At 49.2% G+C, this 13,643-nt stretch carries 8 protein-coding genes; 3 read left to right on the top strand and 5 right to left on the bottom strand.

The genetic code is table 11. From position 1 onward, the window contains the following. Nucleotides 1–4: 4 nt before the first annotated feature. Entirely contained in the window at nucleotides 5–2,287 is a 2,283-nt protein-coding gene (gene clpA / locus ACL9RG_RS05665; RefSeq protein WP_422791633.1) for an ATP-dependent Clp protease ATP-binding subunit ClpA, read from the top strand. Nucleotides 2,288–2,476: 189 nt separating this feature from the next. On the opposite strand, the gene infA is transcribed toward clpA, so the two are convergent. From infA to trxB, 5 genes are all read right to left on the bottom strand, one after another. Further along, on the bottom strand, nucleotides 2,477–2,695 hold the full coding sequence (gene infA / locus ACL9RG_RS05670; protein ID WP_002211347.1) for a translation initiation factor IF-1: 219 nt from the start codon (nucleotides 2,693–2,695) through the stop codon (nucleotides 2,477–2,479). Between the two features lie 107 nt (nucleotides 2,696–2,802). Beyond that, nucleotides 2,803–3,522: a leucyl/phenylalanyl-tRNA--protein transferase gene (gene aat / locus ACL9RG_RS05675; protein ID WP_422791634.1), complete on the bottom strand. Its 720-nt coding sequence runs from the start codon at nucleotides 3,520–3,522 to the stop codon at nucleotides 2,803–2,805. 85 nt (nucleotides 3,523–3,607) lie between these two features. Continuing rightward, a complete protein-coding gene (cydC, locus tag ACL9RG_RS05680) occupies nucleotides 3,608–5,356 on the bottom strand; it encodes a heme ABC transporter ATP-binding protein/permease CydC (protein WP_422791635.1) in 1,749 nt (582 codons plus the stop codon). A 2-nt stretch (nucleotides 5,357–5,358) separates the two neighbouring features. Continuing rightward, the gene (gene cydD, locus ACL9RG_RS05685) at nucleotides 5,359–7,125 is read right to left on the bottom strand and encodes a heme ABC transporter permease/ATP-binding protein CydD (protein ID WP_422791636.1); all 1,767 of its coding nucleotides are present in this window, start codon (nucleotides 7,123–7,125) and stop codon (nucleotides 5,359–5,361) included. 314 nt (nucleotides 7,126–7,439) lie between these two features. Further along, a complete protein-coding gene (gene trxB, locus ACL9RG_RS05690) occupies nucleotides 7,440–8,408 on the bottom strand; it encodes a thioredoxin-disulfide reductase (RefSeq protein ID WP_422791637.1) in 969 nt (322 codons plus the stop codon). Between the two features lie 686 nt (nucleotides 8,409–9,094). On the opposite strand from trxB, the gene lrp reads away from it, so the two are divergent. Beyond that, complete coding sequence (gene lrp, locus ACL9RG_RS05695; RefSeq protein WP_009636652.1) at nucleotides 9,095–9,589, top strand: leucine-responsive transcriptional regulator Lrp; 495 nt, start codon at nucleotides 9,095–9,097, stop codon at nucleotides 9,587–9,589. A gap of 126 nt (nucleotides 9,590–9,715) precedes the next feature. Then, on the top strand, nucleotides 9,716–13,501 hold the full coding sequence (locus ACL9RG_RS05700) for a DNA translocase FtsK 4TM domain-containing protein (protein WP_422791638.1): 3,786 nt from the start codon (nucleotides 9,716–9,718) through the stop codon (nucleotides 13,499–13,501). Nucleotides 13,502–13,643: the final 142 nt, after the last annotated feature.

A 13,643-nucleotide genomic window follows, 5' to 3' on the forward strand; every position in this document is an offset into this window, starting at 1 on the left:
GCCTATGCTCAATCAAGAACTTGAACTCAGTCTCAACATGGCGTTCGCGAGAGCCCGCGAGCACCGGCACGAGTTTATGACAGTGGAGCACCTGCTGTTGGCGTTGCTTAGCAACCCGGCTGCTCGTGAAGCGCTTGAAGCCTGTACGGTCGATTTAGTGGCCCTACGCCAGGAATTGGAAGCCTTCATTGAACAAACGACACCCACTTTACCTGCGAGTGAAGAAGAGCGAGATACTCAGCCGACGCTGAGCTTCCAGCGCGTGCTGCAACGTGCGGTATTCCACGTTCAGTCATCGGGCAGAAGCGAAGTTTCAGGCGCTAACGTATTAGTGGCTATCTTCAGTGAGCAAGAATCCCAAGCCGCCTATTTGCTGCGTAAGCATGATGTTAGTCGCCTTGATGTGGTGAATTTCATTTCCCACGGTACGCGAAAAGATGAAACGGGTGGCCAGGCTCCGAATAATGCGGAGAACCCGGTTAATGAAGAGCAGTCGGCAGGGGAAGATCGTATGGAGAACTTCACCACAAACCTCAACCAGTTGGCGCGTGTTGGCGGTATTGATCCGCTGATTGGTCGTGATAAAGAACTGGAACGCGCTATTCAAGTGCTGTGCCGTCGCCGTAAAAATAACCCGCTGCTGGTGGGTGAGTCAGGTGTCGGTAAAACGGCTATTGCCGAAGGCCTGGCCTGGAGAATCGAACAAGGTGACGTGCCAGAAGTGATGGCCGATTGTACTTTGTATTCTCTGGATATCGGTTCACTGCTGGCTGGAACCAAATATCGCGGCGATTTCGAAAAACGCTTTAAAGCGTTGTTGAAACAGCTTGAGCAAGATAAAAACAGCATCCTGTTTATTGATGAAATCCATACTATCATCGGTGCCGGTGCGGCTTCTGGCGGCCAGGTTGATGCAGCTAATTTGATTAAACCTTTGCTGTCGAGCGGTAAAATTCGCGTGATAGGTTCAACGACTTATCAGGAATTTAGCAATATCTTTGAGAAAGACCGTGCGCTGGCACGTCGCTTCCAGAAAATCGATATTACTGAGCCGTCGCCAGAAGAGACTATCCAGATCATTAACGGTCTGAAAACGAAATATGAAGCGCATCATGATGTGCGTTACACCGCCAAAGCGATCCGCGCTGCGGTTGAGCTGTCGGTAAAATACATCAACGATCGTCACTTGCCGGATAAAGCGATTGATGTCATTGACGAAGCGGGGGCGCGTAGCCGCCTGATGCCGGTTAGCAAACGCAAGAAAACCGTCAATGTTAGCGATATCGAAAGCGTCGTGGCGCGTATCGCTCGTATTCCGGAAAAAACCGTATCGGCAACGGATAGAGATGTGCTGAAAAACCTGGGCGATCGTCTAAAAATGCTGGTCTTCGGACAGGATCCCGCGATCGAGGTGCTGACTGAAGCGATCAAAATGAGCCGTGCTGGTTTAGGTCAGGATCATAAGCCTGTGGGTTCATTCCTGTTTGCTGGCCCAACCGGCGTTGGTAAGACAGAAGTGACCGTCCAGCTGGCGAAAGCATTGGATATCGAACTGCTGCGCTTTGATATGTCGGAGTATATGGAACGCCACACCGTGAGTCGTTTAATTGGTGCGCCTCCAGGATATGTCGGCTTTGATCAGGGCGGGTTGCTGACGGATGCGGTGATCAAACATCCTCATGCGGTGGTATTGCTTGATGAAATTGAAAAAGCGCACCCAGATGTCTTTAACCTGCTGTTGCAAGTAATGGATAACGGTACGTTGACGGATAATAATGGCCGTAAAGCTGATTTCCGTAACGTGATCTTGGTGATGACAACCAACGCTGGCGTACGTGAAACTGAACGTAAATCTATTGGCCTTATCCATCAGGATAACAGCCCGGATGCGATGGATGAGATTAAGAAAGTCTTCTCGCCAGAGTTCCGTAACCGCTTGGATAATGTGATTTGGTTCAACCACTTGTCAACCGAGGTGATTCATCAGGTTGTCGACAAATTTATTGTCGAACTGCAAGCACAGCTGGATGCGAAAGGCGTGTCGCTGGAAGTTAGCGAAGAAGCGCGCAACTGGTTGGCGGTCAAAGGCTACGACCGTGCAATGGGCGCACGTCCAATGACGCGCACCGTGCAGGAAAACTTGAAGAAACCACTGGCTAACGAACTGCTGTTTGGCTCATTGGTTGATGGTGGTTCAGTGTCCGTAGCTTTGGATAAAGCCGCTGATAAACTGACTTATCACTTCATGAGTGCAGAAAAATTGAAAGCTGAAGGCGCCGTGCATTAATAAGCTCGGGTGCTGATAGAAATGAAAAAGGCGATGGAAACATCGCCTTTTTTGTGTCTGTAGGTTTGATAAAGTACTACAAAGTCTGCTACTAAATTGCGGAAATCACAAAACGCCCTTACCTGTAATAGGAAGGGCGAAGAGGAGTAACCTCATGTATCGCCAGATAATCAGCGATGAGTCAGCCGATTAACGGCTACGGAAGACAATGCGGCCTTTGCTCAGGTCGTACGGGGTCAGCTCTACAGTGACTTTGTCGCCCGTCAGGATGCGGATATAGTTCTTACGCATTTTACCGGAGATGTGAGCGGTGACCACGTGCCCGTTTTCCAATTCAACGCGGAACATGGTGTTTGGCAGCGTATCAAGTACGGTGCCCTGCATTTCAATATTGTCTTCTTTGGCCATCGAGTCCTCTAGGTTTTACTACCATAGTTTTTAACCGGCAAGATAATGCCGAAAAACCCACATTATGTAAAGAGTGTTGGTATAAACCGCATCCATTCCCTATTCCTTCATGGGAACGGCAATTCAACGTCATGTGGGGGTAAGTCTTGTGGCAACCAGCATTCTGGCCGCAACTGGCGTTGCGAAAACCCTGATAATTGCTGCAAAAATTGGCGACGTGGTATCTCGCGTACACCCAGCGACGCAGTGTGAGGGTTGAGCACCTGACAGTCAATCAGTTCTCCTCCATTGCGGGTAAAATGTTGGCAAAAAACCATCAATGCGCATTTTGAGGCATTTATTTTACGGCTAAACATTGATTCCGCGCAAAAAAGCTGGCCGACAGCAACACCATATAAACCGCCAATTAGCTCATCACCGTCCCATACCTCAATAGAATGTGCTTCTCCCATCTCATGCAGCTGTTGATAACCTTTTATCACCTGCGGTCCGATCCAGGTACCTTCGCTCCGATGCTCTGCACAGGCGCTAATAACCTGATTAAATGCCTGATTAAGGCTATATCGATAAGTGGTTTGGCGCAGGAAACGACGAAAACTACGGCTAATGTGGCGCTCATTAGGAAAAAGTACTGCTCGAGGATCGGGAGACCACCACAGAATCTGCGCACCAGGTTCAAACCAGGGAAATATTCCGCGTTGATAAGCTGAAAGCAAACGAGCAGGCTCTAAATCGCCGCCTAACGCCAGCAGGCCGTTTGGTTGACGTAAAGCCAGCTCCGGGTTAGGGAAGTTGACTGAGTTCGCTGGAAGCTGTATCAGACGCATAGATTTCCTTGTACACGGGCATCATTGCCCGCCTAGCCATATTTTAATTAATGAAACTGTGCGTCATTGGGCCACATTGTCGTGATTACGGCGTCATGCTGCCGTCAATCGGTTTATGTCGCTGTAAATAGCGAGCATAGCGGCCGGTGATGCTCACCAGTTCGGCATGCGAACCCTGTTCAACAATATGTCCTTCTTCCATGACGCAAATTTGACTCATTTTATCCAGGCCATGTAGCCGGTGAGTGATCAATATTAGCGTTTTATCGGCACAACAGCGTTCGATCAATAATAAAATATGACGTTCGGTTTCTGCATCCAATCCTTCCGTCGGCTCATCGAGTATCCAGAGCGGTGCGTCATGCAGCAAAGCACGAGCCAGTCCCAGGCGGCGTTGCTCTCCTCCTGATAGCTGACGTCCCCCTTCACCCAACCATGCGTTCAATCCTTCGTCTTCCAGCAACTGCGGTAACTCAACCTGTTGTAGTACCTCGGTTAAACGAAGGTCACTACTATCAGGCGCTGCCATTAGCAAGTTGTCGCGCAGGGTTGTGTTAAAGATGTGAACACGTTGGCTCACCACCGTCATCATCGATCGCAACGTTGCTTCGTCATATTGCGCGAGCGGCACGCCGTTGAGGCTGATTTCGCCTTGTTGTACATCCCAGGCTCGGGTAATTAACTGGGCAAGCGTCGATTTACCACAACCGGTTTGGCCCAATAGAGCAATATGCTGGCCTGCGGAGATATCAAGGTTAATATCTCGCAATACTGGCAAAGGCTGCTCTGGGTAAGTGAAGGTTACCCCTTTAATTTGTAAATGGGCTTGGGCTGCTGCATTTGGGCCTTGTTCAGGGAAGCTGACAGCAGGTTGCGTATTGATGATCTGACTTACCCGGCTGGCGGATGCCACGACCTGACCAAGGTGTTGGAAAGCGGTAGCAACCGGGCCTAATGCTTCAAAAGCGGCAAGCGGGGTAAAGACAAACAGCGCAATTAGCGCCCCTGGTTGCGAGGTGGTAGCAAGGCCGCCGCTTGCCATCCACAACAGCAGTGTCACGGTCAAACCAGAGGCGGCAATCATCAGTGCTTGTGATACTCCCCCCAATTTGGCTTGCTGCTGTTGACGGTGCAGCCAGCGTTGTTCTGTCTCGTCCAGCTGTTGTCTGAAGCGAGGTTGAGCATCGAATACCACGAGTTCGGCCTGACCTTGCAACCAGCTATTTAGCTGGGTGCGGTACTCGGCACGCAACTGAGTAAGCTCTGTTCCAATCGGTTTGCCCTGACGATAAAAAACCACCGGCAGCAATACCAGCAGCGCCAGCATAATAACTGCCAGCGTAATAGCCAGTTGGATATCCAGCAGGCTTAAGCCAACGGTAACAACGATGATCACTATCAGTGCGGTAATTAACGGTGACAATACGCGTAAATAAAGGTGATCGAGCGTATCAACGTCCGCGACCAAACGGTTGAGCAGCTCAGCCTGACGGAATCGGGCTAATCCACCGGGAGATAATGGCAGGATTTTCTTAAAAGTATAAACGCGTAAATGGGCTAATACGCGGAAGGTGGCATCATGGCTGACCAATCGTTCGGCGTAGCGGCCGGCAGTTCGCGCAATAGCCGCGCCACGCACTCCTGCGGCGGGTAACATATAGTTAAAGCTGTAAAGCCCAGCTAATCCTGCGAGCGAAGATGCGGCCAGGAACCAACCCGAAAGGCTGAGTAATCCAATGCTGGCGAGCAAGGTGACGATAGCCAGAATCACGCCGAGTGTCATACGCCCGGCATGGTGGCGATAGAGTGCCAAATAGGGCAGTAATACTTTCATGATTACAGCTCCTTTCCGCGTTGATTGAGCAAATGAGCAAAGGGACCTGATTGTGCTGCTAACTGCGCGTAACTGCCTTGTTCGATGACTTTCCCTTGCTGCATCACCCAGATCTCGTCGTAATCGACAGTCGATTCCAATTGATGAGTGACCATCAATGTCGTTTGCTGGTAAGAGGCTTGATTAAGTGCAGACATCACTCGCTGCTCACTTTGAGCATCCAGACTGGCAGTGGGCTCATCGAGTAATAATAATTGGCAAGGGCTCAGCAAGGCGCGAGCTACCGCAATGCGTTGCGCCTGGCCAACGGAAAGTCGCGCTGCGCTATCGCCGAGTTCCGTTTCCAGCCCTTGTGGCAGCAAGGCTAAAAACTCACTGACATAAGCGCGTTCGATCGCTGATTGCAGTTGTTGTTCTGAGGCATCAGGCTGACTGAGCAGAATGTTGGCTCGTAGAGTTTGTTCTGGAAGATGCGGGTTTTGCCCAACCCAACTGAGGTTTTTTCGCCAATCGGCAGGCAGAATATCGCGCAGCTCTTGCCCATTAACGCTCAGAGATCCTTGATAGGGGAGAAAGCCGAGTAGCGCATTGATAAGCGAGCTTTTGCCTGCGCCACTTACGCCAACAACGGCAACGCGTTGGCCAGCGCTTAAGGTAAAGTTCAGTGGTCCAGCGAGCGTTTTACCTGAAGGCGATAGGATAACCAGATTATCAGCATGCAGCTTGACCGATGAAGATGGCGATAGCGCTTGCGTTCCAGTGCCGCGTTGTTCGGTTTGTGCACTCAGGAAGGTTAACAGGCTTTCTGCTGCGCCGACGGCCTGCGCTTTAGCATGATAAAACGTACCGAGATCGCGCAAAGGCTGGAAAAATTCCGGCGCCAGAATCAAGACTAAAAAACCGGCAAACAATGTGACGGGGGTACCATAGCTACCAAAATTCAGTTCGCCCAAATAGGAGAAGCCAAAATAAACCGCGACGATGGCAATTGATAGCGACGCAAAAAACTCTAGCACTGCCGAAGAGAGAAAGGCGAGGCGTAATACGTCCATCGTGCGGGCACGAAAACTCTCTGTCGACGCTGTAATCTGCTGGGTTTCGGCGTCAGCGCGATGGAACAATCGCAAGGTGTCCAGCCCGCGTAAGCTGTCGAGGAAGCTGCCGCTTAAACGTGCCAAAGCGGCGAAATTGCGTCTATTCGCATCGGCGGCTCCCATGCCTACCAAGGCCATAAACAATGGGATAAGCGGGGCGGTGAACAGTAAAATCAGCCCTGCGGCCCAGTTAATCGGGAATATGCTGATCAGAATTAATAATGGAATGATCCCTGCCAATGAGATTTGTGGCAGGTAACGGGCGTAGTAATCCTGCATATCATCAATTTGCTCAAGGATTAATGTAGCCCAGCTGCCGGCGGGTTTACCTTGGATCCACGCAGGACCGAGCAGATGTAAGCGATCCAGCACCATTTTGCGCATTTCTTCGCGGATCACCCTGCCACAAATGAAACCGACGCGTTCTCGCAACCAGGTAATCACTGCACGTAGTAAAAAAGTTAACGCTAAAAAGAGGAAACCTTGAATAAGGGATTCACGTGGAGTGTGGCTAATGATCAAACTGTGGAGTAAGCCCGCTAATAACCAAGCTTGCGTCAGAATCAGTAAACCAGAAAGCAGGCCCAACATCATAGACAGGCGGATCCAGTTTCTCGCTCTGGAACTTTGTTGTTTTAGCCAGCGGATAAGTTCTTGTTGTCGAGTTTTATTCATCAGGCATCCAGTCTGCGCAGTCATGACCGGTGTATGGCGCTTACGTCGGTCAAAAGTGACATACGAATAAAGCAGGGGATCAATGCATCCAACAACCCTGATTCACGCTCGTATGGTTAAAAAATATCGCAAAGGCGACACTATCATCCCTTACTTTCCATGCGGAAAAGCCTGCGTATAGTACAGGGCTAAGAGGTTACTTAAAACAGCTAGCTGAAAACGGTTGCATCGCTCAGGGAAATAAAAGCTTTCAAAAGAAGAAGGCACCTTAGCCGGTGCCTTCTTAAAATCTAACGCTAAAACAGCGGTTGCGATTATTTTACAACGGCGTTTGCTACGCCATCGAGATAGCGCTCAGCATCTAGCGCTGCCATGCAACCGGTACCCGCAGAGGTAATAGCCTGGCGATAGATGTGGTCCATTACATCGCCTGCTGCGAAAACGCCCGGGATGCTGGTTTGGGTTGCATTGCCCTGAATACCAGACTGGACTTTGATGTAGCCATTTTCCAGCGCCAGTTGCTCGCCAAAGATAGCGGTATTTGGGCTATGGCCGATAGCAATGAACATACCTGCGACATCAATTTTGCTTAGTTCACCGTTGTGAACATCACGTAAATTAGCGCCAGTCACACCCATGTCATCACCCAACACTTCTTCCAGCGTTTTGTTGGTATGCAGCACAATATTGCCGTTACTCACTTTTTCATTCAGACGGTCAATAAGGATTTTCTCTGCACGGAAGTTTTCACGGCGGTGAATCAAGTGAACTTCAGAGGCGATGTTGGCCAAATAAAGTGCTTCTTCAACCGCGGTATTTCCGCCGCCAACAACCGCGACCTTCTGATTGCGATAGAAGAAACCATCGCAAGTCGCACAGGCAGAAACCCCTTTGCCTTTGAAAGCTTCCTCAGAAGGTAAGCCGATATAACGCGCTGAAGCGCCTGTCGCGATAATCAACGCGTCACAGGTGTACTCTTCGCTATCGCCAAACAAACGGAACGGGCGATTTTGCAGCTCTACGCGATTAATATGGTCGAAGATGATTTCGGTATTAAACTTCGCTGCATGTTCATGCATGCGCTCCATCAGACCTGGGCCTGTCAAGCCTTCTGGGTCACCTGGCCAGTTTTCAACTTCGGTTGTGGTGGTTAATTGACCGCCTTTTTCAATCCCTGTGATCAGAACCGGATTAAGGTTTGCACGAGCGGCATATACAGCAGCGGTATAACCTGCTGGACCTGAACCTAAAATCAATAGCTTACTATGTTTAACCGTGCCCATGTCTACTTCTTCTCCAGGTTGGCTGAGGACTTAATTAAGAGGGATTGTAGGTAAAACCGCAGCGTAAAAAAAGTAAACTCGGCTGTTCTTGACGATTAATCTAATTGTTATTAGCGATTGGTCTGATAGCCATTGGGAAATTGTCTATTAATGATTAGTCGTTTATCTGATAGATAGATTGTGAGGTTTCGCTAAAATTGTGCTTTCTGGCCCGGTATGTGGTCAAGAATATAGCAAAAGAGAAATAAATTTTTGTTACTGAACAATGATGAAACATAGGCCAAAAAGACGTTGTAACATTTCAATCTGGCATGTTCTTCTGATTTTGCTTCTTTTGCTTTGACAATCCGCTGTGCATTTGCGAAAACATCAGGGGAGAAGAAATTTATCGCCTCTCGGTGACTTGAAATAATACGATGTGGTGCTATATCGACCAAAATAGTCTTGGCTTGCATGTTTTTTGAGCGTTCAAATGATGTGCAATAGAGATAATCTGTTAATTTCTTGGTGATATTTCTTCTTTCAGCTTAAAGGCAATGAAATACGTTTCCTTAGACAGGGTTGACGTATGTAAACAGGGCGCCAAAACCTAAAACAAACAGGTCTTCGCTAGATAAAAACCTCAATACATTGAAGTCAATTGAGATAAAGCAATAGCATGGATGAACAGCAGAGAGACAATAATAATGGTAGATAATAAAAAACGTCCGGGAAAAGATCTCGACCGTATCGATCGTAACATTCTGAACGAATTGCAAAAAGATGGGCGTATTTCAAACGTTGAGCTTTCAAAACGTGTAGGGCTATCGCCAACGCCTTGTCTTGAGCGTGTTCGTCGTTTAGAACGCCAGAACTTTATTCACGGTTATACTGCGTTACTCAACCCACATTATTTAGATGCGTCATTGTTGGTGTTTGTTGAGATCACGTTGAACCGTGGTGCGCCAGATGTGTTTGAACAATTCAACGCAGCGGTACAAAAACTTGAAGATATCCAAGAGTGTCATTTGGTTTCCGGGGATTTCGACTACCTGTTGAAAACTCGTGTACCTGATATGTCTGCTTATCGTAAATTACTCGGTGAGACCTTACTTCGTTTGCCGGGCGTTAATGACACCCGTACTTATGTCGTTATGGAAGAAGTGAAACAGACGAATCGTTTGGTCATTAAGACACGATAAGTAAAAGGTGCAGGTGCAAAACCTTCTTATTTTAGCTACACTCCTGTTTATCTATACAGCCTCGGCGTTGAGACGTGCTCTCGACGTCCGAGCTATTTCAGTCCACAGGAACCTGGAGAGCCTTTCTTGAGCCAGGAATATACAGAAGATAAAAACGTTACCTTAAATAGACTCAGCAGCGGTCGCCGTATCTTAGAGGCCGTGCTGGTTGTTATTGCGGTATTTGCCGTCTTCTTGATGGCAGCGTTGCTTAGTTTTAATCAGTCCGATCCGAGCTGGTCTCAGACTTCGTGGCATGGCCCTATCCATAATTTGGGTGGGGGCGTTGGTGCATGGATTGCCGATACATTATTCTTTATTTTTGGTGTTCTGGCGTACGCGATCCCTATCATCATCCTTAGCCTTTGCTGGGCCGCCTACCGCAATCGTGAACAACGCGAGTATGTTGATTACTTTGCACTGGCATTGCGCCTGATCGGTACCTTAGCCCTTATTCTCACCTCGTGTGGATTAGCTGCGCTCAATTTTGATGACCTTTATAACTTCACCTCGGGTGGCGTGATAGGCAGTTTGTTGAGCACGGCGATGAAAACCTGGTTCAATAGCGTAGGCGCGACACTTGCGCTGCTGTGTATCTGGGCCGCGGGGTTAACGTTATTTACTGGCTGGTCGTGGTTGGTCATTGCCGAAAAAATTGGTGCCGTCGTCTTGGGCACAACGGCCTTTGTGACCAATCGTTCTCGTCGTGATGACCATTATGAATATGATGAGCATGATGATGACGGCTATGACGATGAACCACCAGTACGTGCATCTGTACCAGAAAAATCTAAGGCTCTGCCTTTAGGCGCTGCTGCGGCTTCGCTGGCGGCCAGTGCCAAACCTGCGGCTGATGAACTTGATGACGTGCTATTTTCTGCGCCTTCATTGACGACGGCAGCACAACCGGCACATGAATCTACGGATTTTGCGCCTGTTGCGCCATCAGTAGAAAGCGAACAGCCGGCCGAGCTGCTTCATCAGCAGCCTGTACAGCAGATGCCGCCGTTAGAACCACAGCAGATGCCATCATTGCAGCCGCTTCATCAAGCAACGGTACAGCAACAGCCTGTAGAGCCTGAAACTCTGAGCATCGCCGAACCTATTCGGCCGCCGCTATATCGTTTCGAAATCCCTGAAGAAACGCCAGTACTGCGTACTGAACAAACGCAGCCATCGATCAATACGGTTCAGCCATTCAATACAGCTCAACCATTAAATACAGTTCAGTCACCAAATTCGAGTCTGCCACAAAATACGGAGCGACCATCAGTCAATACGGTGGCGCCTGTTGTTGATACGACCGTCGACGATGATGGTCCACGTATGGGCAATTGGTCTCAAGCCATTGAGTCGACACATGAGCGCTCGTCGTCTGGTTTCAATAGCCCGCAGATTGATAGTGGTGCCGTCAATAGCTTGGCCGCTACCGCAGCGTTGGCAACAGGTTTAGCTAAGGCTGGGCAATCGTCCGAGTCTAGCAATCTATTTATGCCGGCATTTAACGCGTTCAGCGATGGTAATCCGCAGGTTAAAAAAGGTGATGGGCCACAGTTGCCACGACCTAATCCAGTGCGGCTGCCGACGCGGCGTGAATTGGCCTCTTATGGTATTAAACTGCCTTCTCAGCGTTTAGCTGAGCAGCAGGAAAAAGCGCAAGCAGCGCAAGCAGCGCAAGCGTTGAAGGCTCAAGAAAATGAGCAACTGACATCGCAAGTTGATGAGGACGAAGCGGCTGAGCAAGAGCAAGCAGCATTAGCACAAGCTTTTGCCGCGCAGCAGCAGCAACGTTATACACAGACAGATAGCGACGCTAATGTTCATCAACAAAATGGTTATGAACAAAGTAGTTATGAACACGGCAACCAAGAATCCGCTGACGATGAACCGATTTCAGCGGAAGAAGCGGCTGAACTGGCGCAACTGCGTGAAGCCTTTGCTGCGCGTGAACAGGCTCGTTATCAGTCTGATAACCTGCACGTTGATAACACTCAGTCTGGCGTGAGTCATGCCGCTTCCTATTCGCAAGATTCTTATTCGGCGCATAACATGCGTCAAGAACCTGCGGCGGCGACGTGGCAACAGCCGTCACAGAGTGATGCGCCGGAACGTTTTGATACTAGTGAGTTGCAGAAAGTCATCGATCACGAAGCATTCAATTTCTCGCCGATGGCTGATTTGATTGATGATTCACCGGTTGAGCCGCTGTTTACGCTATCGTCTGCTGCGGAAGATAAAACACATCAACCTGCGGCGGACACGGCTTATGTTCAAAACAGTGGCAGCAATACATCGGCGTATCAGCAACCAGTTGAACCTGCTAAACCGGCAATGGATAGTTTGATTCACCCGTTCTTGATGCGTAATGACCAGCCGTTAAGCAAGCCAACGACGCCGCTGCCGAGCTTAGATTTGCTGACTTCAGCACCGGCTGAAAACGAACCGGTTGATATGTTTGCTTTGGAGCAGACAGCACAACTTATCGAAGCGCGTCTGAATGATTACCGTATTAAAGCTGATGTGGTAGATAAACTTCCCGGGCCGGTCATTACCCGTTTCGAGCTGGATTTGGCACCGGGTGTAAAAGCGGCGCGTATATCCAACTTGTCACGAGATTTGGCGCGTTCTCTTTCTACCGTCGCTGTGCGTATTGTGGAAGTGATTCCGGGTAAACCTTATGTTGGTTTAGAGCTGCCGAATAAACATCGTCAGACCGTTTATTTACGTGAAGTGCTCGATTGTCCTGCGTTTAAAGACAGCCCATCACCGCTGACCATCGTACTGGGCAAAGATATCGCTGGTGAGCCTGTGGTTGCCGATTTAGCAAAAATGCCACATCTGTTGGTGGCAGGTACGACGGGTTCTGGTAAATCGGTCGGCGTTAACGCCATGATCCTCAGCATGTTGTATAAAGCTACGCCGAAAGACGTGCGTTTCATCATGATTGACCCGAAAATGCTCGAGTTGTCAGTTTATGAAGGTATCCCGCATCTGTTAACCGAAGTGGTTACCGATATGAAAGATGCTGCTAACGCATTACGTTGGTGTGTTGGTGAGATGGAGCGCCGTTATAAACTGATGTCGGCATTGGGCGTGCGAAATCTGGCAGGTTATAACGATCGGGTTAAAGAAGCGGAAGAGATGGGGCGTCCAATCCCCGATCCATTCTGGAAACCGGGCGATGGCATGGCCGCAGAACCGCCGATGTTGGAAAAAGAACCTTACATTGTGGTGATGGTGGATGAGTTTGCTGACCTGATGATGACGGTTGGCAAAAAAGTGGAAGAACTGATTGCACGCTTGGCGCAAAAGGCGCGTGCTGCCGGGATCCACTTAGTATTAGCGACTCAGCGTCCATCGGTTGATGTAATTACCGGCCTGATCAAAGCTAATATCCCAACCCGTATTGCTTTTACTGTATCAAGCAAGATTGACTCACGTACTATTCTTGACCAAGGCGGCGCAGAATCTCTGCTGGGGATGGGGGATATGCTTTATATGGCTCCTAACTCCTCGATTCCGGTACGTGTTCACGGAGCGTTCGTTCGTGATCAGGAAGTCCATGCTGTGGTTCAAGATTGGAAGGCTCGTGGCCGACCGCAATATATCGACAGCATTACCAGCGGTGGTGATGATGGTGAAGGCAGCAGCCAAGGTCTTGAAGACGGCGAAGAGCTTGATCCATTGTTCGATCAGGCCGTGGCTTTTGTGGTTGATAAACGTCGTGCTTCAATCTCTGGTGTACAGCGGCAGTTCCGTATCGGCTATAACCGAGCTGCGCGTATCGTTGAGCAGATGGAAGCGCAGTCGATTGTCAGTGCGCCTGGACATAATGGCAACCGCGAAGTATTAGCACCGCCATCGCATGAATAATCAGCGCGAACGGACGGCTTTATAACCCATTCGAGGGCCGCTGATGCGGCCCTTTTGAAAAGAAGCGTAAAATCATTAATTATCAGATAAATAAGCTATCCAGCTTATCTTGTCTCGGATACAGTTCACGCAAGAATTCTTG

It is taken from the genome of Rouxiella sp. Mn2063, assembly GCF_049319665.1.
Lineage (GTDB): Bacteria > Pseudomonadota > Gammaproteobacteria > Enterobacterales > Enterobacteriaceae > JBMOUD01.